The 23937-nt window shown below is 37.0% G+C and carries 18 protein-coding genes and 3 pseudogenes; 10 read left to right on the top strand and 11 right to left on the bottom strand.

Translation table 11 applies throughout. The features are described 5' to 3' along the window. Positions 1–20: 20 nt before the first annotated feature. The 4 genes from A7A69_RS00175 to A7A69_RS00160 all read left to right on the top strand — a co-directional run bounded on the left by A7A69_RS00175 (position 21) and on the right by A7A69_RS00160 (position 5544). The gene (locus tag A7A69_RS00175) at positions 21–1427 is read left to right on the top strand and encodes an efflux transporter outer membrane subunit (protein ID WP_187349137.1); all 1407 of its coding nucleotides are present in this window, start codon (positions 21–23) and stop codon (positions 1425–1427) included. Between the two features lie 87 nt (positions 1428–1514). Beyond that, positions 1515–2030, top strand: a complete 516-nt coding sequence (locus A7A69_RS00170) for an RNA polymerase sigma factor (RefSeq protein WP_005004401.1) — start codon at positions 1515–1517, stop codon at positions 2028–2030. Positions 2031–2058: 28 nt separating this feature from the next. Further along, positions 2059–3030, top strand: a complete 972-nt coding sequence (locus tag A7A69_RS00165) for a FecR family protein (protein ID WP_152875908.1) — start codon at positions 2059–2061, stop codon at positions 3028–3030. 81 nt (positions 3031–3111) lie between these two features. Continuing rightward, entirely contained in the window at positions 3112–5544 is a 2433-nt protein-coding gene (locus A7A69_RS00160; protein ID WP_120369092.1) for a TonB-dependent siderophore receptor, read from the top strand. A gap of 56 nt (positions 5545–5600) precedes the next feature. On the opposite strand, the gene A7A69_RS00155 is transcribed toward A7A69_RS00160, so the two are convergent. Then, complete coding sequence (locus A7A69_RS00155) at positions 5601–7016, bottom strand: aspartate ammonia-lyase (RefSeq protein ID WP_171499518.1); 1416 nt, start codon at positions 7014–7016, stop codon at positions 5601–5603. Positions 7017–7150: 134 nt separating this feature from the next. Here A7A69_RS00155 and A7A69_RS00150 point away from each other — a divergent pair, with 134 nt between their 5' ends. Both A7A69_RS00150 and A7A69_RS00145 read left to right on the top strand, forming a co-directional pair. Continuing rightward, complete coding sequence (locus A7A69_RS00150) at positions 7151–8041, top strand: LysR substrate-binding domain-containing protein (protein WP_120369090.1); 891 nt, start codon at positions 7151–7153, stop codon at positions 8039–8041. Positions 8042–8312: 271 nt separating this feature from the next. Then, entirely contained in the window at positions 8313–8774 is a 462-nt protein-coding gene (locus A7A69_RS00145) for a MarR family winged helix-turn-helix transcriptional regulator (protein WP_120369089.1), read from the top strand. A gap of 87 nt (positions 8775–8861) precedes the next feature. Here A7A69_RS00145 and A7A69_RS00140 read toward each other — a convergent pair whose 3' ends face one another. Further along, the gene (locus tag A7A69_RS00140) at positions 8862–9560 is read right to left on the bottom strand and encodes a DUF1826 domain-containing protein (protein ID WP_152875907.1); all 699 of its coding nucleotides are present in this window, start codon (positions 9558–9560) and stop codon (positions 8862–8864) included. Between the two features lie 374 nt (positions 9561–9934). On the opposite strand from A7A69_RS00140, the gene A7A69_RS00135 reads away from it, so the two are divergent. Further along, a complete protein-coding gene (locus tag A7A69_RS00135) occupies positions 9935–11086 on the top strand; it encodes a Fic family protein (RefSeq protein WP_152875906.1) in 1152 nt (383 codons plus the stop codon). A gap of 337 nt (positions 11087–11423) precedes the next feature. On the opposite strand, the gene pobA is transcribed toward A7A69_RS00135, so the two are convergent. Next, positions 11424–12638, bottom strand: a complete 1215-nt coding sequence (gene pobA, locus A7A69_RS00130) for a 4-hydroxybenzoate 3-monooxygenase (RefSeq protein ID WP_152875905.1) — start codon at positions 12636–12638, stop codon at positions 11424–11426. A gap of 222 nt (positions 12639–12860) precedes the next feature. Here pobA and pcaU point away from each other — a divergent pair. Next, positions 12861–13451: pseudogene (gene pcaU, locus A7A69_RS00125) on the top strand (IclR family transcriptional regulator PcaU); the annotation flags it as partial. A gap of 238 nt (positions 13452–13689) precedes the next feature. Here the strand turns inward: pcaU and A7A69_RS16510 are convergent. Next, on the bottom strand, positions 13690–13827 hold the full coding sequence (locus tag A7A69_RS16510) for a hypothetical protein (protein ID WP_171500760.1): 138 nt from the start codon (positions 13825–13827) through the stop codon (positions 13690–13692). Beyond that, positions 13827–15023 carry a YbfB/YjiJ family MFS transporter gene (locus tag A7A69_RS00120; protein ID WP_152875904.1) on the bottom strand — a complete coding sequence of 399 codons (1197 nt, stop codon included), beginning with the start codon at positions 15021–15023 and terminating at the stop codon, positions 13827–13829. Before A7A69_RS00120 ends, A7A69_RS16510 begins: the two co-directional genes overlap by 1 nt. Positions 15024–15151: 128 nt before the next feature. Between A7A69_RS00120 and A7A69_RS00115 the strand changes: the two are divergent. Further along, positions 15152–16046, top strand: a pseudogene (locus tag A7A69_RS00115) (LysR family transcriptional regulator). A gap of 78 nt (positions 16047–16124) precedes the next feature. On the opposite strand, the gene A7A69_RS00110 reads toward A7A69_RS00115, so the two are convergent. Genes A7A69_RS00110 through A7A69_RS00095 form a run of 4 tightly spaced genes read right to left on the bottom strand, consistent with a single transcriptional unit; the run spans position 16125 to position 20496 of the window. After that, the gene (locus A7A69_RS00110) at positions 16125–17048 is read right to left on the bottom strand and encodes a 2-hydroxyacid dehydrogenase (protein WP_152875903.1); all 924 of its coding nucleotides are present in this window, start codon (positions 17046–17048) and stop codon (positions 16125–16127) included. Continuing rightward, positions 17045–17803: a class II aldolase/adducin family protein gene (locus tag A7A69_RS00105; RefSeq protein ID WP_152875902.1), complete on the bottom strand. Its 759-nt coding sequence runs from the start codon at positions 17801–17803 to the stop codon at positions 17045–17047. The genes A7A69_RS00110 and A7A69_RS00105 overlap by 4 nt, the downstream gene beginning before the upstream one ends. Before the next feature lie 46 nt (positions 17804–17849). Further along, on the bottom strand, positions 17850–18638 hold the full coding sequence (gene paaG / locus A7A69_RS00100; protein WP_152875901.1) for a 2-(1,2-epoxy-1,2-dihydrophenyl)acetyl-CoA isomerase PaaG: 789 nt from the start codon (positions 18636–18638) through the stop codon (positions 17850–17852). Positions 18639–18693: 55 nt separating this feature from the next. Further along, positions 18694–20496 (bottom strand): acyl-CoA dehydrogenase C-terminal domain-containing protein, encoded by a 1803-nt coding sequence (locus tag A7A69_RS00095; RefSeq protein ID WP_152875900.1) that lies wholly within the window; start codon positions 20494–20496, stop codon positions 18694–18696. A gap of 331 nt (positions 20497–20827) precedes the next feature. Here A7A69_RS00095 and A7A69_RS00090 point away from each other — a divergent pair. Then, positions 20828–21258 (top strand): annotated as a pseudogene (locus A7A69_RS00090) (PaaI family thioesterase). Positions 21259–21270: 12 nt separating this feature from the next. Here the strand turns inward: A7A69_RS00090 and A7A69_RS00085 are convergent. After that, positions 21271–22497 carry an MFS transporter gene (locus A7A69_RS00085; protein ID WP_152875899.1) on the bottom strand — a complete coding sequence of 409 codons (1227 nt, stop codon included), beginning with the start codon at positions 22495–22497 and terminating at the stop codon, positions 21271–21273. A 20-nt stretch (positions 22498–22517) separates the two neighbouring features. After that, positions 22518–23840 (bottom strand): outer membrane trimeric porin-like protein DcaP, encoded by a 1323-nt coding sequence (gene dcaP / locus A7A69_RS00080; RefSeq protein ID WP_152875898.1) that lies wholly within the window; start codon positions 23838–23840, stop codon positions 22518–22520. Positions 23841–23937: the final 97 nt, after the last annotated feature.

Here is a 23937-nt window from a genome sequence, read left to right as displayed (position 1 = left end):
ATAGATAGGAAAATAGAAAAGTGATCAATTCGATTTTATCCAAACATCTACCCAGTTTTAGCTGTGTCTTGCTACTTATAGGGTGTAGTTCAAATATAGTGACGCATCCACCTGCTTATCAACAACCTGTTATTCAGGCAGATACGCAGTATAAATATGCTTCATTAAATTGGGTACAAACTCAAACTTTGACGCCGCAGACATCTCAGTGGTGGCAACTTTATCAAGATGCAAAGCTCAGTACTTTGATTCAACAACTTAATACAGAAAATTTAACTTTAAAACAGGCCGAAGCGCGTTATCGCAATGCGATCGCTTTACTTGATGAGCAACGTTCCGCACGTTTACCAAGCTTAGGCGTCGAAGGCTCGGCAAATCGGAATGGTAGTAAAAATAATAAGGCGACTAGCCAATTTAGCGCAGGAATACAAGCCAGTTGGGTGCCTGACTTATGGGGCAGAGTTGCCAAAGCTATAGAGGGACAACAAGCCAATCTGGAGGCTTCACAGGCAGACTTAGCCGCGGTCAAGCTTAATCAGCAACTTTTAGCAGCACAAAGCTACTGGAATATTCGATTATTAGATTTACAGCTTGATGTACTTAGACAAACTCGGCAAAGTTATGCACGTTCGGTGCAAATTTTAAAAAATCAATATCAGGCGGGTATGATCGCTCGTGCAGATGTTATTCAGGCAGAAACACAACTCAAACAAGTCGAAATTCAACAAATTGAACGACAACGGGAAAGAAATTTACAAGAAAATATCCTCGCTGTATTACTCGGCCAAACGGTTGTTCAGTTTCAGCTTGGCAAGCAAACAGCTCAGTTTAATGTCCCTACAATTCCTGTCCAGATTCCAAGTCATTTATTAATTCAGCGACCAGATGTAATTCGCACTGAACGAGAACTGGCTGCAACACATGCACAACTTGGTTTAGCGCAAACAGCATGGCTTCCAGACCTGAGTATTGGTTTAAATGGAAGCTTAAATAACAATATATTTTCACAACTTTTTCAATCGCCAAACTATCTCTGGTCAATTGGTTTAAATACCGCAGCGACAGTATTTGATGGCGGAAAACGTAAAGCAGGGATTGATCAAGCACAAGCCAATTATGATGAAAAACTTGCTGCATATAAGCAAACAGTTTTGACAGGTTGGAAAGAAGTGGAAGATGGCTTAATGCAATCAGCAAGTCTAAAACAACAAGTTTCTGAACAAGCTCAATTGTTAAATCTAGCCCATGAAAATGAACGTGTTGTCACTCAGCGTTATAACTCTGGACTGGTCAGTTATTTAGAAGTAGTTACAGCACAAAACTTACGTTTGCAAGCAGAACAAGATCGACTGGAATTACAACAACGTCAGATGATCAATTCAATGCAACTGATTGCAGCATTAGGCACAGGATGGGGCAGAGACTAATGTTGTAAAATTAATTTTAAATAAAATTGATAGTAATTCTCATTACTGATACATTAGCCACATTTCTGACGGTGTGACGTTACTATCATGACGGCAAATCAACAAATCATCACGCATTACATAGCAGAGCTATATAAAGTTCACTATAGCTGGTTATATGGTTGGTTGTATAAAAAATTAGGCTCGGCTGAAAATGCCGAAGATGTTTTACAAGATACATTTACTAAACTGATTCGTAGTCAGGGCTTGCTCGACATTCAGCAGCCTAAAGCTTATTTAACCACGACAGCGAAACGAATTTTAATTGATCGGGCAAGACATCAAAAAATAGAGCAAGCTTATCTTGAATATTTGACTCAGCAAAACCTCAGTTATGATATTAGTCCAGAACAAACTGTACTTGCGATTGATATACTCAATAAACTTGCGCAAGTTCTGGATGGTTTACCTGAACGACAGCAGCTTGCGTTTCTAATGCATTACATTGATGATTTGAGTCTGGTCGAGATTGCCAAACAATTAAACGTGACAAGTAAAACCATTCATCATGATTTGGTTAAAACCTTAAGTCATTGTTATGCTGTGTTAAAATCAGATTTATAAATATATTCTTATAATAAGACGAATATTCATGTCAAAACCTGACCAACAAATTATAAACGAAGCAGCAGAATGGTTAATTACATTAAGTTCAGGTGACTATTCTCAGGATGATTTAACCCAACTTGAACATTGGAAACAGCAAAGTCCTGAGCATTTAAAAACCTTTGAAGAATTACAACAATTTTTAAATCAAGTAGATGTACTTAAAGCTCAAAATCTACGATCACAACATCCAATGGTACAGAATAATATTTTAAGAAAAACGTCGACCAAGAAAAAAACAGCACCTCTATTATGGGGGAGCAGTTTAATCATTGCAGTGATTACGGCTTGGATTGTTTCACAATTACCTTATCAACGTTGGAACGCAGATCATTCAACGGAAGCACAACAATGGCAACAGAATATTTTATCTGATCAAAGCTCAATCCAGATGGCAGGGCAAACGGCTTATAACTTACAATATAATCTGGATCAGAGGAAAATACATTTATTCGAAGGGAATATTCAAGTGAATGTTGCCAAAGATCATACACGACCTTTTGTGGTTGATTTAGGGGATATTCAAGTACAGGCATTAGGAACTCAATTTATTGTCAACTACGATCATGATCAGGTTCGTGTCAGTATGATTGAGTCGAAAACTAAAATTTATTCCTTGCATCATCGCTTTGAACCACTGGTGCTTGAAACGGGACAAAGCTTTAATTTCAATGGAAAACGGGTACAGATTGAAAGCGTTAATCCAGATTTATTACGAAAATCATGGCAAAGTAAAAAACTGGTTGTCAATGATATGGCTTTGGATCAAGTCTTGCATATGTTGGAAAGCTATCAATCGAGTAAATATATTTATAACCATAAGACATTAAGCCAATACCGAGTTAATGCCGTATTGCCATTGGATGATCCTGATTCAGCCATGCAATTATTAAAAGACCAACTCCATTTAAGTACTTATTCCGTCGGCGATTTATTGACTGTTATTCAAAAAGATTAAAAATCTATAAAAAAACTTCCTGTTTTGATTTCTAAAACGTCTTAGTTAATAGGCAAATATAAATGATGTAAGGAAATTAAAATGGGGTCTATTCGTCGTCCATTTCTCAATCCAAAACCTTTGGTTTTAGCGATTCATATGGCAACTCTCTCTATTGCTGCTTTACCAGTGTTTACTCATGCAGCGCCTACGCAGGTCAATATTCCAGCGGGGAATCTGGCGCAGGTACTTAACCAATACGCACTAGAGCAGGGTGTCAATATCATTTTTGACAGTCGCTTGTTTTCAGCGGTTAGAAGTCAGGGAATACAGGGTTCGTATGAAACTCATGATGGTTTTACAGAATTATTAAAAAATACCAATTATCAAATTAAACAAACCTCCAGTGGTTATCGTGTAGAAGAAAAAAGTAAAAATAATAAAAAAGAAGAAGTTGTTAAATTAACACCACTTCAATCGAAAGCCAATCAGAGTGGGCGATCGGGTTTAGCATCTTCGGATTCTGTGCTTCCGACGATTAAGCTAGAAGCAGACAATCAAGATGCGCCCTTAAAACGGGTCAATACTGTGGGTGTTTTAGGGAATAAAAGCGTAATTGATACGCCATATTCGATTACCACAAAAACTGCTGAAGAAATTGAAACCAGACAGACGAACTCTTTAGGTAAAATTTTTGTCGGTGACCCCAGTATTGTGACACAGGTAAACTCTTATAGTAGTGGATGGAGTACCCCTGTTTCGATTCGTGGCTTAGATATTGATGTCAGTAATGGCTATAAAGTGAATGGGTACTCTGTCAGCGCATGGGGCGGTGAATTTCCAATTGAAGTGGTGGAAAGCGTCAGTGCTTTAAAAGGGCTATCTGGGTTCATGTATGGCTTCTCTGCACCTGGTGGGATTATTAACTATCAAACCAAACAACCAACCGATGAAACACTTCTGACTACAAAAATCGGCTATCGAAGTGCAGGGATTTTATCTGCACAGCTTGATGCTGGAGGACGTGTTGGAGAAGATAAACAGCTTGGTTATCGTTTTAATATCGTTAAAGAAAAAGGGGAAACCTATAATGGCTCAGATGCAGATAATACCGTCACATCTTTAGCTCTAGATTATCGTATTCTGCCTAATTTACTCTGGAAAGGTGAAATCATTTATCAGGATCGTCACCTGGATAATGAAGCAAGCATGTTTATGTTCAATCTACCAGATGGAGCACAACTGCCAAAACCAATAGATGGTGGCGATAAATACATTGTAAAAGGTGCATTTTATACGATTCATTCTGCACTTGCTCAAACTGGGCTTTATTGGCAGATTAATGATGACTGGAAAGCTGAGGTGACTCAGGCACGTACACGTAACCGTAATATGGTCAATAAAACCTTTGCCTATATTTTAAATGAACAAGGCGATTACTCAATTAACCAATATCAACTGGGTGGGGATGTCGTTAAAGATACCAGTCAAGTGATGGTGACGGGGCAATTCGATACAGGCCCTATTCAGCACGAACTAGTTTTTGGTGGATCATTTCAGAAGAGAACAGAACGCGATGCAGATTCTAATTGGGAGGCAAATGTAGGTTCGGGGAATATCTACCAGCCACAAACCACGTATTATAATAAACCAATCAGCTTTACCCAGACACCAATCGGAGATACATACCAAAAAGAGGTCTTTGCTAGCGATACAATTCATCTTTCAGAGCAATGGCAGGCCATTATTGCTGGACGTTATATTAATTATAATAATCAGGACAATAATTACCAAAAAGAAGTCGTGACACCAACCTATGCTTTAATTTATAAACCAATGGAAAATTGGTCTTTTTATGCGAGCTATGTAGAAGCACTTGAAGAAGGTCAAAAAGTACCTCAGGTCGATAATAATGGAACAAAATATGAAAATGCAGATGACTTTTTAAACCCGACCATCAGCAAACAATATGAAGTTGGAACCAAATACCAACAGGATCGCTGGTTCGCTTCAGCAGCATTATATCGCTTAGAAAAAATGGCGACAATTGATGAAACGATGAATGATAAACTTTATAAAACCCAAAATGGTGAAACGGTATATCAGGGTTTTGAGTTGATGGGTGGCTATAGATTTACACCAGATTTGAGTGTAAATGCAGGAATTAACTTAAATGATCCAAGTATTGAAAAAATTAGTAGCTCAGATACTACAGTTCAAAAAGGTAATCGACCAGCAGGTGCATCTAAAATTCAAGCTGTAGTTCAGACCGATTGGAATATTCCATATGTCGAAGGCTTAAGTGTACATGGCGATGTACGTCATTTTGGTGATGTATTTCATAGCGATGAAAATACCTTAAAACTCCCTGACTATACACTGGTGAATATTGGGGGTGGTTATGAGACGCGCATCTCGAATAAACCTGTCACGTTTAGGGCTGACATTAATAATTTATTCAATAAAAAATACTGGATGAACTCTGGTGCAGGAGAACCAATTACGTTTGTTTTAAGTGCAAAAGTAGATTGGTAAATCATATTTATATTCAAAAATAAAGGCGCTTTAAAGCGCCTTTATTGATTAAATGCTTAAGCTGCGTCTTTAGGTTTGACCATGTTATCAATCGCTAAAATTTCAGCAATCACTTCATCCGATAAAAGCTGTTCTTCACGAATTAAACTGAGAACGCTTAAACCTGATTCGTTTGCAGTTTTAGCAATACGAGTCGTTGTTTCATAACCTAAATATGGATTAAGTGCAGTCACGATTCCAATCGAATTTTCTACTTGAGCTTTACAATGCTCGGCATTGGCAGTCACGGTATCAATACATTTGGTTCTAAACATCACCAAAGCACGAGATAACAATTCAATTGATTCAAATAATTTAAATGCAATCAATGGTTCCATTGCATTTAATTGAAGTTGACCTGCTTCGGCTGCCAAAGTAACCGCTAGATCATTTGCAATAATTTGAAAACAAACCAGATTTAATGCTTCAGGAATAACAGGATTGACTTTGCCAGGCATAATTGAACTACCTGGCTGACGCGCTTCAAGATTAATTTCATTAATTCCTGTACGCGGGCCACTTGATAACAAACGTAGATCATTGGCAATTTTTGAAAGTTTCGTTGCTGTACGTTTCAGCAAACCCGATAAAAGGACAAAATCGCCCATATCTGAAGTTGCTTCAATCAAATCTGGGGCAGATTTAATGTCTTTATGGCTAATTTCAGACAAAGCTTGAATTGCAAGTTGAGTATAGCGGTATTCAGTATTAATCCCTGTACCAATTGCTGTGCCACCTAAATTCATATAATTTAAAGTATTTGGCGCAATGCTATTGATTTGGGCTAAATCTTTTTCAAGTGTCGCAGCAAAAGCATGGAATTCCTGACCGAGTGTCATCGGTACAGCATCTTGAAGTTGAGTACGTCCCATTTTCAAAATATGAGAAAATTCCTGACCTTTCGCACGAAGGCTGGTAATTATATCTTCAAATGGTTTATTTAGATCATCTAAACTAAAAAGTAAACCTAAACGAATTGCAGTAGGGTATACATCATTGGTGGATTGTGACATATTCACATCATTATTTGGATGTAAATATTGATATTCGCCTTTTTTATGATTTAAATATTCAAGTCCAATATTGGCAATCACCTCGTTGGCATTCATATTGGTTGAAGTTCCAGCCCCTCCCTGAATCATATCAATTGGGAATTGTTCATGGAATGATCCATTTACAAGTTTTTCACAAGCATATTTAATGGCTTCAAGTTTTGTATTATCTAACTTATCAAGTTGATTATTTGCTTGAGCACAAGCCAATTTAACCATTGCCAAAGACTTAATTATATTGGGAAATTGTTCTATTTTATTTGAACTTAAGTTAAAGTTTTCTATGGCTCTTAAAGTTTGAATTCCAAAATAACATTGATTGGGTACTTCACGAAAACCTAAAAGATCTTTCTCTGTACGTGTTAAAATTTCGGCGTTCATTTTTTTGTCTATCTGAAGAAGATAATTCATCATAAAATTGGTAAGAAATAATTTCTAATGCATAGATTAAATTTACTATGCAAATTTTGCATACTGTGATTATAATCTGGCGATCGTACATTAAGACCATACAAATGAGCCTGGAAATTCGCTGGATTGAAGATCTATTAACCCTTGAACAAGAACGCTCTATTTCCAAAGCCGCAGAACGACGATTTGTTAGTCAGTCTGCATTTACCCGACGAATACAACAGCTTGAACAAGCTTTAGGTTTTCCCATTTTAGATAGAGATAGCAGACATCTTGAGTTTACCGATGCTGGTCAAATTCTACTTGCAACAGCCAAAAGCATCGAAGATCAGTTACAAGCAACCTTAGCTTTATTAAATAATTTAAATAAGACCAAAGAAATTACAGTACGTTTTGCTGTGGTACATTCTTTAAGCTCAACTTTTTTTGCGAATTTTATTCAACTTTTTCCAGAGCATTTACAGGAATTTAAAATTGAATTAATTGCTGCAAATGTAGGGGAAGGTTTTAAACTTTTAAAAGAAGGTGCGTGTGATTTTTTTATAGGTTATATCGATCACAGTAAACTTAATCAAATTAATAAAGACATTATTGATTATTTAAAACTAGGGCAAACTGATATTATTCCAGTGTGTATAACCAATAAAAATGGTGAAGCCAAGTTTGATATAAAAAAACATTTTCCATTACTTTCTTATAGTAAGAATGCTTATTTAAGAAATTTGGTTGATCAAATTATTATGAATAAATTAAATTATAGAATCTTGTATGAAACTGATCATGCAAATAATTTAAAAGATTTTGTCATGCAAGGAGCAGGAGTGGCATGGCTACCCAGAATTACGATTGAAGATGAATTATTAATGAATAAAGTCAAAATTTTGGCTGATGATAATTTTAGTATTCCACAAGATATTTTTATCTTGAGAAATAAACTAAATAAAGATACGTCTTTACAGCAAATCTGGAATTTTTTAAAAAATGTAAAGCTGTAAGTGAACATCGAAACATTCAGATTTAATTATTTAGATTTTTTTAAAAATAAATGACTTGAAATAACTAAGTCTAGAAGATCATAGACTTAGTTTTAATGAATGGTTAAAATTATGAAGTTCCTACTAAAAATGTATCAATTAAGACTAAATTTATGATAGTACTGTATTGATTTTAAAAAATTAAATACTCTAAAATGCAAATAGTTCTTATCTATTGTCTGAATAGTTATTTTCCTTTTGTCCCATAGCCCATGGATGAATACGTATTTTTATGTCAAACAAATATTCTAAGTTTTTTCCCAATCATGCCGAATTCAGTCTGGATAATTTTCCATATTATTGGATTACGCAAGTCTATGGTCTATACGTTGCCAAAATGGACAGCTCTTTAAAAAAGTATGGTTTAGATAACTCCAGAAGACGTATTTTGTTGACAGCACATCTTCATCCAAATGCAAGCGTTTCTGATCTTTCAGAAATGACGTTGATAAAAATATCAACCACAACCAAAATTCTGATCCGTCTGCGAGAGGAAAAGTTGATTGAAACCATGTTATGTCCAGATGACAACCGAGTTACTCGCGTAACATTAACCTCTAAAGGGCAGGAAATGGTTAATAAAATCAATGAAATGACAGTGGTACTATTTGAGGATAGTTTTAAGGGGCTAAAACCTTCTGATATTGAACGTTTAAATCAAGCACTGAAAATGATCAAAGAAAATTTGGAATAATGTCGTTTTTAGTAATTTTACATATCGAATAATAAGAAATTTTACAAGAATGAGTACAAGTGATTGTTCTCATTCTATAAGCATTTTTTAGCAAATTAATAACAACCTATATTCATTTGTTTTTTCAACAGGTGCGCGATGAACACAAGCTAAAACTTGTTGTTGGGGATGGTCTACCGCTAAACGCCAAAGATGCCCTGAACCTAAGTTTACTGGTTTTGCATGAGATTTAGGCTGATAGTGCAGATCAAAAAAGTAGTCTTCCAAGAAAGTTTCAAATTCATCTTCTGGACCATCGTGTAATTTTCTGAGTTTTTCCCTAATTTCGGGAATCAAAATTTTTTGTTCAACTTGATCATGCGGCAAAATATCACTTGCGGGACCATAATAGGTACATAAAAAAGTATCTGCCTCAATCGGCGAGCGATCAATATGATATGAATATACATCTGTTGAAATAAAATCTAGTTCTTCATCGCGTTGATAATTTTTAAGCAAATTCAGCGTAGGTGACGCACCAAAATCAGTTAATAAATGCATATCCTTTAAGATAATTTCTCTTGCAAGATGACCGTTTTCTGACAGTTGCAAAGCTAGAAGATCTTCAATTGAAATTTCTGTAATATTCTCTTTTAATTCAAGTTTAGACACGATTTCTTTGAAATCTCCCGCTAAATCTCTGTACCAACAAATCGCATTTATATTTTTTTGAAAGTTTACGCTTATAAGTTCAGAAAAATTTGAAGCCAGCTTAATTTGATCACTGTCTGAAAATATATTGGTCATATAGCAGAATTAAATAAATCATCTCTTGTGGCTCATTATATAGCACTCAGTTTAGAAAATTACGTATCAATTAAAATAATAGTTTTTAAATTATTGATTAAGGCTGCTTAATCCATTTATTGCACGATACAAAGCTATTTCACTTTTGGACTTAAATAACAGAATCTTTTGCAAAAAAAGGGGAATGAACCAAATAATCTCTATAATCGGCTCAAAATATGATTTGATTAAGCTATTTATTCGGCTCATGACATCCGCCCTAACAAGTTATTGTATGGCTATATTGTTTAAAATGAGCCAAATAGTTCGATCTAACAGCTCACAGATTGAGCCGAATAAGTGTTACAATCGGCTCATGAAATAGGGGGCTGCTTATGAAAAATTGGGTATGGCAAAAAGCAAATTGGACTAAATTTAAATGGGATGAAACACTCGTTACGGCGAAACTGCGTTTAATCCATAAAAAGATAGGTCAATTGGTCGGTGAAAGCAAAGCATCACCAGATGCTGAGGCATTACCACTAGATACGCTGCTAACAAACCTAGTAGCATCTTCTTTGATCGAAGATGAAAGGTTGAATGTTCGTTCACTCAAATCTTCACTAGCTCGACGTTTAGGTGTAACAGAAGAAAATCCTGCACCACTTCAGGATCAAACTGAAGGCTTGGCCAATATAATGATGGATGCAGTGAGCAACCATCATGCGCCATTAACAATGACACGCTTGTTGCAATGGCATAATTGGCTTTTTCAAACCATAGAACGCTTTGATTATGCTGCTCAGAAAATCAAAGTAGGAGAGATCCGTGATAATAAGGCTCCAATGCAGGTTGTTGGTGGTTCTCTTTATGGCACATCAACCAAAGTTTATTTTGAGGCACCAGAAGGCGGAGAACATTTACAAGAACTAATGGAAGAGTTTTTAGAATGGTTCAATCGTTCTAAAGATGATGTGATGCTTGATCCGTTATTACGCGCCGCACTTGCTCATTTTTGGTTTATAACATTACATCCATTTGAAGATGGTAATGGTCGTATTACTCGTGTCATCACAGACTTGGCGTTGGCACAAATGGATCACCAGAGTATCCGTTTGTACGCGATGTCAGTGGCAATCCATGAAAATCGAAGTAGTTATTATGACGTTCTTGAAAAATGCCAGAATAATACTTATACGATGAATGAATGGTTGGTCTGGTTCTTAGATACTTTAGAGAAAAGTATCGACAAGTCTTTACTTCGACTTGATCGAACTGTTGCGAAAGCGAAATTTTGGAGTTCTTATGCTCATATCGAATTCAATGAGGCCCAAAATAAAGTTTTAAATCGTTTACTCAATGCCGAAGAAAACGATTTTCCTTTGGGTATCAATGCTTCTCAGTATCAAAAAGTTACTGGAGTAAGTAAAGCGACAGCAACACGTCATCTAACCGAGCTTTTGGAAGGTGGTGTACTGCATAAACTTGAAGGTGGTGGACGTAATACTCGTTACGTGCTGAAAATTGATAAAGAAAAGTTTATCTGAGAGATTCGAAGTGGAATCTCATTCTAAATTTGAGAGTGTTTAATAGAGTGGCGGTCTAATTTCTGCATAACTTATATTATGTTCATTAGGATACTCAGTAACGTGAATTATAATCGTAGATATTCACGTTGCTGAGCTGTAGCTACAAACAGTGTTGTGTAGGCCACAGTCTTAGATATCTTATTTAACATAATATCTATTATACGAAGTTATATATTATAAGCCTTTTATTATTAAGGCTTTTGTTTATTCAATCCTCAGCAAAATATTCAATAATTTCCTTACAGAGACTAAAAAATGAGAAAGCATGCTGAATACTTTCTCATAACACTTTTATTTAACTTGCTTGTTTGAAGTTACCAAATGGCTTAATTTCATATGGTAGTCCAACATAGTTTTCAGCCAAAGTTGTTTGACCAGCAATTGAGCCTAATATGTAGCTTAATTCTGCCTGTTTAATTTTATGGTCAAATTCACTCTCATTTTCAAAACGATGCAATAAATGCGTCATCCACCATGAAAAACGTTCTGCTTTCCATACACGTTTTAAACATTTTTCCGAATATTCCTGAATCCCTTGTTCAGAGCCATTTTTGTAATATTCAATCAGTGCGCTAGATAAATATGCGATATCTGATGCTGCTAGATTTAAGCCTTTTGCCCCAGTTGGTGGAACAATATGAGCCGCATCACCCGCTAAAAATAGTTTCCCAAAACGCATCGGCTCTGTCACAAAACTTCTTAAAGGTGCGATACTTTTTTCAATTGATGCACCAGTGACCAAATGTTCACGACTTTCAGGATCAAGTCGATTCTTCAATTCTTCCCAAAATTTTTCATCCGACCAGTTTTCTACTTTATCTGTCAGTGGGACTTGTAAATAATAGCGGCTACGAGTTTCCGAGCGCATACTACATAAAGCAAATCCACGTTCAGATTGTACATAAATCAATTCATCTGCGACTGGTGGTACATCGGCCAAGACACCAAGCCAGCCAAATGGATAAACTTTTTCAAAAGTTTTAATTTTGTCTTGTGGAATACTGGCACGGCATACTCCATGATAACCATCACAACCCGCAATAAAATCACATTCGACTTGATATGTTTTACCTTGAGACTCAAATGTTACTTTAGGTTTTTCATAAAAATCAAAAACTTGAACATTATTTGATTCATAAAATGAGGTTAAATTTGCTTGTTCACGTGCTTGCATCAAATCTTTTGTCACTTCTGTTTGACCATAAACAGTGACTTGCTTACCATTTGTTAGCGCTGATAAATCAACACGGTGTTTCTGTCCATTGGTTAAGATTTCTATTCCTGAATGCGGCAGACCCTTTTGATTTAGATTTTGATCCACACCTGCCTGTTTAAGCAAATCTACTGAAACTTGCTCTAAAATACCTGCACGAATTCGTGACGCTACATATTCTGCACTACGCTGTTCGATGATGATGTGATCAATACCTGCTTTATAAAGTAATTGACCAAGTAACAATCCTGCTGGGCCTGAACCAATAATCGCGACATTGGTTTTAATGATTTCCATAACTTCATCCTTGCAATTTCCTTTCATTAAATTACGTGCTTATGTTTTTTCTCTCTATATATGAAATTCAATAAAATCCGTATATCATCATATCTGTCCGCTATGCGGACAAAACCAACTAAAAAGCTAGGAATTTTGTTATGGATCGACAAAGTGAGTTCGTGCATCATCCACATTCAAATGAGCAAATTCGAACCGAAGATTACATTGCAGGTTTAGCAAGATGGTCATTATTTTTATCTTACTCCCAAAATATTAAAATTTTCAGGCTCTTATCTTGGTGGCGCTCATCTTCCAAAAATTTCTCAGCCTTTACTTAACTTATTGACAACACAAACTTCTCTTATTTATTCCGTTATGGTACTAGATGGCTACGAGGCGATTACCATTGCTCGAAGTGCAGCACATCAACAAACAGACCGTGTAAATCCTTATGGGCTTCATTTGGGCAATCGTTTGCCCGCACACGCAACATCGGCAGGTAAAATTCTTTTAGCTTATCTAGATGATCATGAACAACAGGAATGGTTATCACAACATCCACTACAACGCCTGACCAAATATACGCATACCAATAATCATGATTTCTTGCAGCTTTTGGCCGAGATTAAAGAACAAGGTTGGTGTTATTCTAGTGAGGAACATGAGTTAGGTGTACATGCATTGGCTGTACCTATTTATGGACAACAATCCCGCGTTGTCGCCGCTCTAAATATTGTTTCGCCAACCATGCGAACAACTAAAGAATATTTAGTTCAGCATATTTTGCCGTTATTACAAGAAACAGCCAGAGAGTTACGCAATATTTTATAATTCAAATTTTAAACTTATTGTTCGATCATCGAACCTTAGTATTTTTTTAGAAAATACTCAACACGTTCTTTCGCTTAGAAAAAACACACAAATGTAGAGAATCACTTAATTTATGTGTTGATATGCATGATTCTACTGAGTTGAATATTTAAAACTATTTAGAGATGTGATGTGAATCTTATAATACCAAAGCTTATATTCGAATGAAAATTCACTATTAAGTCATCGTCTTGCATTTTTATTGCATAAAATGTTCAGGTTCTTCGATTGGATGTTGGGGACTAAAAAAGTTATCCCATGCAGACAAACACAAAACGACTATTATGACGATCGATAAGATCAAAATAATGCGTAAAATCCCAAGTAAGTAAAGCATTAATTTTTTCCTTTAAGTTGAGTTAAATTTACTTTCTGAATGATGTAGAAACATGTACTACAAACGAAGCCAACACTCATGATGATTGCGCCTAGGAAAAATAAATTTGTGTAATCAATATGATGCGTATGTAAAAAGCTCATGAGCAGACCACCTAAAAGCTGAGCGGTTGCGAATGCTGCAGTTGCCATGCTCCATGCGGATTGATGATGTTGAGCACCTAATATGGTCAATAAAGCACTTGAACTAAGGGAGACCACAGCAGGATTTAATAAACCCGTCAGAAAAGATGAGAGCGCCAAGCTATAAAAACTGTGGAGATAAACAGGAATAAAAATCGCCAGACTATAAAGTAAATAACAACGCCACAAAGCCCCTGCAAGCTGCCAATGTTTCACACAATAAAAAGCAAATACAGCCCCCAACATTGAACCTATTCCATAAAAAGCCCATTGTTGATTTGCAAAGTGGATGGTTTGATGCAACTCACTTTTAATAAAATCAATCCAAAACAAACTATGTGGAATATAAGCAATTGCACTTAAAGCGTATGCAGCAATAACAAGAACAACCATTTGAATCTGTTTAGGTTGTAATGAAACAGTCGGTTCATATGAATAATTCGTTACAGTCCTTGCTTGTTGATCGAGCAGCCCAATAAAAATTAGAAGACTGAAAACCAAACTTAATATTCCAAGAAATAACCAACCTAATCCAACATTGATTTGGGCAGCATAAGGCACGATAAATGTTGAAATCACAACTCCTGCACCAATTCCACTAAATGCCACCATACTGAGTTTTTGTCTTATTTCAGGGGCTACACGTCTTAATGCATAACTAGGTGCCAAAACCATTAAAGTCGCGCCTGCAATTCCTGAAAACAATCGAAAAACAATATATAAAAACTCAGGTAAACCCTGTATTGCACAAAGTAAAAGGCTTAGAGATCCTACAAATGCATTGATAATAATTAACTTTCTATCTTGAATATAACGTGAAGCAGGATGCGCCAATAATGCCCCAATAAGATATCCCAATAAGTTTGCACTACTTAAATAACTGGCAAATGATGCAGTAAACCATTTTTGTTCAACTAAAAGTGGCATCAGGGAGGTATATGAAAATCTAAATAACCCGATCCCTAGACAAGTTGACAGAAATGCCACCCAAAACAATCTGGATGTATTTTGCATAGACAAATCTCTGTTTAAGATGAATAGATTAAAACGCGTTGTTTGCATCTGGTAAAATGATTTATAGTGATAGGTATTATCTTATTTAGAGATAGCTGTATTTTGAGATAAAACGCTGAGAGAAAATAATGCAGTTAAAGTCGTTGGAAATATTTTTAAAAGTATTGGAATGTGGCAGTTTTTCCCATGCAGCAGTTCAGATGCATACCGTACAGTCCAACATCACCAATCATATAAAAAAACTTGAAGATGAATTAAATTGTGAATTGCTATCACGCCAATCCCCGATTCGTCCTACTAGTGCAGGTCAACAATTATGCCATTACGCACAACAGATGATTGAACTTCATCAACAAGCTAAATTTCACTTTTCAAATCAAACATTATGTCATGACATTTCTTTAAAAATTGGCAGCATGGAAACCACAGCAGCAACGCGCCTGCCTCGATTGTTTAAATCTGTCCTTCTACAACTGCCCGAATTACGCCTGCACTTAAATACAGGTACAACACGCGAGCTGATAGACCGAGTTTATACGGGCGATCTGGATTGTGCTTTTATTGCCAGTTCACAAGAACTGCCCGACTTTTATAATCTGCATGCATGGACAGAGCATCTGGTACTGATTTGCCCCAAAGAAGTCACTGCATTTCCAGATAAGAAGGTTTTATTAAACACTCCCTTTCTTGCGATTCGTCAGGGCTGTTTTTATCGAAAATGTATAGAGTCTTTTTTGCAACGTTATGACTTGCCGCCATCGCAACTAACCGAAATGGGAAATCTGGATGCCATTCTTAAGTTGTGTTCATTTAGGCATGGGCTACGCCATATTGCCGCGCTCTTATATTGAAAAATCTTCGTATAAAGATGAACTACAATTTTTTGATATTGATGATCAGATCGGTGAAATCAATACCTATTTGATCGCCACTAAACCGCAAAGCTGGAGTGGTAATTTGAAACACTTTATTGAACAAGTGACGCAGGTTTTAGAATTGCCAAAAGCTTTAGAAATTGCCTAATGCATGGCAATAAAATTTTTTAGAGAGAAGATGAATGCTGCATACAACATTCATCTTAATATTGATTCAGAATAAATTTTAATAGCCATTTACAACATTGACTTGATTGACCAATGCAAGCCCTTGCTGCACACGATGGTCATTTTCAAGAATTTGTCCAATCACCGCCGACCACGGTGCATGCGAAGCAACATGTGGAGTCACCAAAACTTTAGGATGTTGCCAAAAAGTATGATCTGGAGCTAACGGCTCTTTAGCAAAAACATCTAATACCGCACCACGCAATTGCTCTGAATCCAGTGCTTCGAGTAAATTCTGCTCATTTAAATGCTGACCACGACCACAATTTATAATACAGGCGCCTTGGGGAAGTTGATTAAATAATTCAGTATTTAATAGGCCAAAATTATCTTCAGTCAAAGGTAATAGATTAATCAAAATTTCACTTTGAGAAAGAAAAGCCTGTTTTTGTGCATTCCCCGCGTAGCAACTCACCCCTTCAATTTGCTTTAAACTGCGTGACCAACCTGAAACCTGATAACCTAGCTTTGCAAATTTTTCAGCAATAAAGCCACCCATTTGCCCTAAACCCATAATGCCAATTTTGACATCTGAACTAGATTTCTGCGGAGGTTGCTTCCAGCGTTGCTGCTGTTGTTGTGCAATCAAAACATCAAAGAAACGCTGATAGTACAATACACACCATTGTAAATAATCATACATACCCTTTTGATGAGATTCATCCACAACACGACATACCGCATAACGTTCGCCAATACGTTTTAGATTTAAATGTTCAACGCCTGCGGCCATAGAGTGAATTAATTTCAAATTAGGCAAAGTTTCTAGATAATCTAAATCTGGAAACCATGAAATAGCGGTGGTCGCTTCTTGTGCTTGTTCGCTATGTGCCAAACAATAAGCCTCTTGCGGTGCATATTCAGCCAATGCATCTTCAAGCCATTTTTGTACTTTAGGAACAGTGGTTGCAATCACGATCATGAACAATATTCCTCTTTTTGTTGTTCAATCAATGACAACGCAGCATGCCAAGCATTTGCAATAATACGCTCAATCCCTTTGGACTCGAATTGTGCATTCGTATGCTCACGAACCTGCTGACTCGGAATATTTAACTCACAACCACCAGCAAGTGCCTTGATTTGCGCCTGACAAGCACGTTCTAAAAAGTAAATTTCATGAAAAGCCCGCTGCACACTATCACCTGCTGCCAACAAGCCATGATTACGTAAAATCATGACACGATTTTGCCCAAAATCCTGAACCAGACGTTCGCGTTCTTCAGTCAATAAAGCAACACCTTCATAATCGTGATAGCTGATTTTGTTATAAAACTTTAAGGCATGTTGCGAGATCGGCAATAGTCCCTGTTTTTGTGCAGACACGGCAATCCCATCAGCCGTATGCGTATGAATCACACAATGTAGATCCTGACGCGCTGAATGAATAGCTGAATGAATAACAAATCCTGCTACATTGACCATTTTTCCCTGATCATGTTGATCTACAATGTTGCCGTCATAATCAATCTTGACCAAATGAGAAGCCGTCATTTTTTCAAAGGGAATACCATATTGATTAATTAAAAAATGACCCTCTGTATCAGGTACGCGCAAACTAATATGAGTATCAATTAGGTCTGTCATTCGATAATAAGCAATTAAACGATACAAAGCTGCCAATTCACATCTAGCTGCCCATTCCGTTGCTGAAACCTGTTGTCGTAAACTTGACATCATCACATCCCTTCTGTGTAGTTATTTTGTTCAATATAGTTTGAGTTTAATCGAAGTTTGGCTGTCGTTTTTGCATAAATGCCTGTACGCCTTCTCGATAATTTGTAGATTTTCCAGCTTCTCTTTGCAAATCTCGTTCAAGGTTCAATTGTTGTTCAAGCGAGTTTTGCTGAGAAAGATTCAGTGCTTTTTTTATTAATCTGACCGATGAAGAAGGTTGTAACGCTAAAGTTTCGACCAATCCATTTAGCTGATTCTGGAACTCATTATCAGGGAAAACATCCCAAATCATACCGCATTGTAAAGCTTTATCGGCCGATAATTTATTTCCAAGCAACATCAGCGCTTTTGCTCTGGCTTGACCAACCAAACGTGGCAATATCCATGTTCCGCCTGCGTCTGGAATTAAACCAACTTTAGAAAATGACTGGATAAATGAAGCGGACTGCTTTGCAACGACGATATCACATGCCAGTGCAATATTGGCTCCTGCACCCGCAGCAACTCCATTTACAGCAGCCACCACCACTTTAGGCATATTCGCGATTTTTAAAATCAATGGATTGTAATAACGATCTAAAGATGCTCCTGCATCATAGTCTGGATCTTCGATGACTTCAGGTTTTCGGGCAGACAAATCCTGCCCAGCACAAAAACCTTTACCCATCCCAGAAATGACAATGACTTTGATTTTTTCAGATTTTTCCCATTCAGTTAAAATCTGAGCCACTTCCAGATGCATCTGTTCGTTAAAACTATTTAAAACTTCAGGTCGATTAAACGTTAAATAAGCAACGCGCTGCTCAACATGGGTTAAAATATGTTGAAAATCCATATTCAATACTCACAAATGAGGAGGTGGCTATTTACCATCTCCGTATCTTCATCCATTAAAAAGCAAAATCTTCTGCATCTAGTGCCATAACAGTTTCAGCACCAGTTTTAATCGAAGCTAAATGCTGCTGAGTACGGTTCAATAACTTGTTGTAAAAAAATTGTGCCGTTTTAAGTTTAGCTTGATAGAACTTATGTTCGGTCGAACCATCATCCAGTTTTTGTTGCGCAATTTTTGCCATACGTGCCCACAAATAAGCAAAAACGACATAACTTGAATAGTACAAATAATCGACAGATGCTGCGCCAATTTCTTCTGGATTATTTTTTGCTTTTTTTGCAATGTGCTGAGTAATATCTAACCATTCCGTTTTTAACTGAGACAATTGATCTAGATCCGGTTTTAAAATGGCACTAGACTGATTTTCAGCAATGAACTGTTCAATTAAATCAGTCATATTCTTCAGCAATTTACCTTCAGACTTTAGTACTTTACGCGCAAGCAAATCGAGTGACTGAATTTCAGTTGTTCCCTCATACAAGCTTGAAATACGGGCATCACGGGCAATCTGTTCCATGCCATGTTCAACAATAAAACCATGCCCACCAAAGATTTGAACACCATGTTTGGCCGACTCATTGCCCGTTTCGGTTAAAAAAGCTTTGGCAATTGGGGTGAGAAACGCGAGCAGCTCATCTGAAAACTGTTTGGCTTGTAGGTCATCTGAATGCTCAACGATGTCGGCATGTTGAGCTAAAAAATACACCAGTGCGCGACCACCTTCAGCAAAGGCTTTTTGTGTCATCAGCATGCTACGAACTGCGGGATGTACAATAATTGGATCTGCATTCTTTTCTGGATATTTGGCTCCATCCAGAGCACGCATCGCTAAACGATCTTTGGCATAGTCCAATGCCCCTTGAAATGCCATTTGTGAAGCAGAAACCCCTTGTACAGCAGTCCCAATACGCGCTGTATTCATAAAGGTAAACATACAGTTTAAACCGCGATTTTCAGGGCCAATTAGAAAACCTTTGGCTTCATCAAAATTCATGACACAAGTGGCATTGCCGTGAATGCCCATTTTATGCTCGAGTGCACTACACACCACATGATTACGATCTTGAATATTGCCAGATTCATCAACATTAAATTTCGGCACAATAAACAAGGAAATACCTTTGGTGCCCGTTGGAGCATTAGGTAAACGAGCCAATACAATATGTACAATGTTTTCAGCTAAATCATGCTCGCCAGCCGAAATAAAGATTTTTTCACCCGTAATCGCATAACTTCCATCTGCTTGAGGCTCAGCTTTGGTACGGATTAAGCCTAAATCAGAACCAGCATGAGACTCTGTTAAACACATGGTGCCCATCCATGTTCCAGCAATTAATTTTGGTAAAAATTGTTGCTTTTGCTGAGCTGTCCCGTGGTGTTCCAGTGTACGCATTGCTCCATGTGACAAACCTTGATACATCGACCACGCCCAGTTTGCTTCATATAGCATTTCTGATAAGGCAATACGTAGTGATGTTGGTAGACCTTGCCCACCATATGCTGAGTCAGCAGTTAAAGAAGTAAAGCCCAGTTCAGCGTATTTTTGATGTGCTGCTTTAAAACCTTGAGGAGTGGTAACCACACCTTGATCTAAATGACACCCTTCTTGATCACCTGACTGGTTTAATGGAGCCAATTCATTTTCACAAAAATCTGCTGTGGCTTCTAAATATTGATCAAGCACATCGCGGGTTAGTTGGTCGGCATATTCAGGAAAATTTTGATAATTTTTTTCTGCATCAAACATTTCATGCATTACAAACTGAATATCACGTATTGGGGCTTTATATGCAGGCATATCCTATTTCCTTAATTCTCAATTGAACTTGAAGCGATGTTCCAAGTTGCTCAAAATGCATTTTTCTCATGAACTAAAAATATCTAAAAAAATTCCATATTGCAAAATTTATTTCTGCAAATTTTGATTTATATCACTATCTAAACTGCGTGATTTTCACAAAAAACCATGAATAAATAAAATTAATATATAAATTACAATAAATTAAAGTAAAAATTAATTTTAATGTACTTTAAAAAATAAAAAATTAATTTTTGTTATGCAAAATAATATTCCGAAAAAATGGTTTTTATAGTAAGGTATTTTTCATGTTTTTTAACAAGGATGAACTATGCAAGCAGCACAAACAGGCTTAGACTTTTTAACTTCACTCAAAAATGGTGAAGTTCCTCGTCACCTATGGCACAAACCTTACCTATGCAGCTTATCGAAGCATCAAAAGGCAAAGTAACCTATAAAGTGACACCCAATAAATCTCACTTAAATGTGCAAGGTGGTGTGCATGGTGGTTTTTGTGCAACTGCGTTGGATACAGCAACAGGTGGTGCTGCACATTCAGTACTTGAGGCTAATGTAGGCTACGGTACAATTGACTTAAATGTAAAAATGATTCGCCCTATGCAAATAGATACTGCCTACTATGCACATGGCGAACTAATTAATGCAGGACGTAATATCATTACAACTGAAGGTAAAATTGTGGATGATCAGGGCAAAATTTATGCTTTTGCTTCGGCAACCTTCATGATTATTCGTCGTTAATCAATCACAGGATTAAGCTTCTTTGCTTAATCCTTTTTTATTTGGCTGTCGCATTTTATAAAAATCATAACGATCAATCACAAAACTAATGATTGCCATACCCAAACCTATACTGGCACAAGCGATCCATCCATAATGCTTCCATGTATAGACTGCAATAAATGAACCTAAAGCAGCGCCTCCAAAGTAAAAAGTCATATAAATAGAGTTAATACGCGAACGTGCCTGAGCCGAAATACGATAAATCAAATTCTGATTGAGCACATGCAAAGCCGACAATCCGAAATAGGCTAAAATTACACCAAAAGCATATAACACTAAAAACTTTTGGGCAAAAAATAAGGGAAACCATGCCAAAACTAACAGTGTCAGGCTAATGAGCGCAGTGATATTTTCCTGCTGATGGGCAATTTTTTTACCCGCCCATGGCGTTGCAAAGACCCCTGCTAAACCCACGATACCAAATAAGCCAATCTGAAAATCATTAAAATGATAAGGAGCATTGGCAAGTAAAAAGGTCATGGTCGTAAAAATAAGTGCCAAAATTCCAAAGCCAATTCCACCAACTAAACCACGACGTATCAAATGCGGTTGTTCGATAGCTAAAGTAAATAAGGAGGCATAAATTTGCCAAACTTTTAGCTTTGCTGATTTTTTGGCAAGAGGTAATTTAAACCAGACAATACAGGCAAAACTCAAAATGATAAGACCACTTAATACATATACAGCATGCCATGACCAAATCGTTGATAAAAGCCCTGCGATGGATCTAGCTAAAAGGATTCCCATAAACAGTCCACTCATAAGTGAACCAACAACTTGTGGGCTTTTTTGCGGTGTGACCAATCCAGCGGCAAAAGGAACTAAGACCTGAGTTGAAACCGAAAAAAAAGTGGAAAGACAAGTTAAACTGTACAACATGGTTAAGTTTGAACTAAACGATAATCCAATCTGAGCCAAACCTGTACAAGTCATAAGCGAAACAATATAGGATCTTTTTTCAAATAAATCGCCTAAAGGGACTAACACAAATAGACCGATTGCATAGGAAAGTTGACCAATCACAATGACTAAAGCCGCCTGATCAGGATTTACCCCCAATGCTTGAGCAATTGAATAAATCAAAGGCTGATTATAATAATTCGACCCAGCACAAATACCGCAAGTCATTGCCAGTATAAACACCAGACTTTTAGACATATCCATATGTTCTGTACTGGATTGAATTATTTTAGACATTTTTTACTCAAACATTAGTTTTAAAATTTATACATCGATACGAAGTTTACACGTGACACGTCAGCCGTTCTTCCATCAAACACCTTCCGCTCACCCTGATGATATTCCACACCAAAGTCCATTTGCGCAGTTGGGCTATAGAATAAGTTGGCAGCATAATCAGTCAAACGATCATTGGCATCCTGATTTAATTCGGCATAGTCGCTGCTGTCATCATATTTAAATATTGAAGCAGACCAGTTAGTACGCCATTGATCATTAAATTTATAGGTATAACCAATATTGAACGAATCTAATGTATTCATCACCAGATCAGTTTTGTCTTTATTTAATGAAAAATCACCTGATGCATTTAAACTAGATGCATTCGCCGAGCCACTTTGTGTGGTATAAGGCATAAATTTCTGGTCTCCAACAATATGTTGGTAGTTCGCCTGAATTGATTGTTTCGGCGTGATCTCGTATTTGAGTCCACCACCTGCGCCCCAACTGACTTTTTTAACATCATCCCTGCCTACATCGACTGATTTTTCGTTGACGAAACCCTGAGCAAGTAATAGCAATGGGCCATCTTTATAAGTATATCGTCCTGTCAATGAAGGGAAAGCTGAAACTCTTGAACCTGTATATTCAAGTGCAACTTTTAAATCATGATTTTGATCAATTTTCCAGTCATAACGTACTTGTGGTAAACGGGTGTATGAAGTCCCCATAAACTGAGTATAGTCGACTGCTTCTGTACGGGTTTCCATATTTGACATCAGTGACCAAGTCTGACCAAACGTCCAATCCTTATAAGTAAAGAAAGCATGTCGAATGCGGAACTTGCCATCGCCAGTTCCCATTGTCGAACTATCAAAGAAATCGGCTTCAATATTACCAGTCACTTTCTTATCTGGGCTGGTAAAATAAACCCCTAAACGGCTGGCATTAATCATCGCATCTGAACGTGCGTGGTCGGCACGTTTATCACTTTCAAACGGTGTCCGATAAATACTGCTTGTGGTACGTCCGCCCGTATCTGGAGAAGATTTAAAGTCGACCGCGGCATCTAAACGTGCAATTCCATAAACTTTGACATTATCTGTCCAAGTAACCCATGACGGTGGAATTGCTTTATCTGTGGTTTTAGCGGCTGCCGTTGTAGCAACAGTATTGGTTTGAGCTGCTTTTTGTTCAGCCAGTATTTTTTGTTGATTTGTTTTTTGTAAATCAAGTTCAGCTTTCAATCGGTTCAATTCTGCTTCAAGTGCATTAATTCGTTGTTCCGTAGTATCGTTAGAATTTGCAAAAAGCGCCCCTGAAGCCGTAGCACAAGCCACAGCTAAAATTAGTTTTTTCATCTTTATTCCTTAAAGATAAGCATTAGATTTTTAACTTGTATATGTCCCGATTAAAGCGAATTGCCATATACAAGTTTTTTCAAGAACTCATGTGAGA

This window comes from Acinetobacter guerrae (genome assembly GCF_009372255.1).
Taxonomy (GTDB): Bacteria; Pseudomonadota; Gammaproteobacteria; order Pseudomonadales; family Moraxellaceae; genus Acinetobacter; species Acinetobacter guerrae.
This window is presented reverse-complemented; position numbering and strand designations above follow the sequence as displayed.

Bases quoted from the DNA above. Each gene is read 5' to 3' on its own strand.
- A7A69_RS00170 (WP_005004401.1), top strand. From the start codon at position 1,515: ATGACGGCAAATCAACAAATCATCACGCATTACATAGCAGAGCTATAT.
- A7A69_RS00165 (WP_152875908.1), top strand. From the start codon at position 2,059: ATGTCAAAACCTGACCAACAAATTATAAACGAAGCAGCAGAATGGTTA.
- A7A69_RS00160 (WP_120369092.1), top strand. From the start codon at position 3,112: ATGGGGTCTATTCGTCGTCCATTTCTCAATCCAAAACCTTTGGTTTTA.
- A7A69_RS00155 (WP_171499518.1), bottom strand. From the start codon at position 7,016: ATGAACGCCGAAATTTTAACACGTACAGAGAAAGATCTTTTAGGTTTT.
- A7A69_RS00150 (WP_120369090.1), top strand. From the start codon at position 7,151: ATGAGCCTGGAAATTCGCTGGATTGAAGATCTATTAACCCTTGAACAA.
- A7A69_RS00145 (WP_120369089.1), top strand. From the start codon at position 8,313: ATGTCAAACAAATATTCTAAGTTTTTTCCCAATCATGCCGAATTCAGT.
- A7A69_RS00140 (WP_152875907.1), bottom strand. From the start codon at position 9,560: ATGACCAATATATTTTCAGACAGTGATCAAATTAAGCTGGCTTCAAAT.
- A7A69_RS00135 (WP_152875906.1), top strand. From the start codon at position 9,935: ATGAAAAATTGGGTATGGCAAAAAGCAAATTGGACTAAATTTAAATGG.
- pobA (WP_152875905.1), bottom strand. From the start codon at position 12,638: ATGGAAATCATTAAAACCAATGTCGCGATTATTGGTTCAGGCCCAGCA.
- A7A69_RS16510 (WP_171500760.1), bottom strand. From the start codon at position 13,827: ATGCTTTACTTACTTGGGATTTTACGCATTATTTTGATCTTATCGATC.
- A7A69_RS00120 (WP_152875904.1), bottom strand. From the start codon at position 15,023: ATGCAAAATACATCCAGATTGTTTTGGGTGGCATTTCTGTCAACTTGT.
- A7A69_RS00110 (WP_152875903.1), bottom strand. From the start codon at position 17,048: ATGATCGTGATTGCAACCACTGTTCCTAAAGTACAAAAATGGCTTGAA.
- A7A69_RS00105 (WP_152875902.1), bottom strand. From the start codon at position 17,803: ATGTCAAGTTTACGACAACAGGTTTCAGCAACGGAATGGGCAGCTAGA.
- paaG (WP_152875901.1), bottom strand. From the start codon at position 18,638: ATGGATTTTCAACATATTTTAACCCATGTTGAGCAGCGCGTTGCTTAT.
- A7A69_RS00095 (WP_152875900.1), bottom strand. From the start codon at position 20,496: ATGCCTGCATATAAAGCCCCAATACGTGATATTCAGTTTGTAATGCAT.
- A7A69_RS00085 (WP_152875899.1), bottom strand. From the start codon at position 22,497: ATGTCTAAAATAATTCAATCCAGTACAGAACATATGGATATGTCTAAA.
- dcaP (WP_152875898.1), bottom strand. From the start codon at position 23,840: ATGAAAAAACTAATTTTAGCTGTGGCTTGTGCTACGGCTTCAGGGGCG.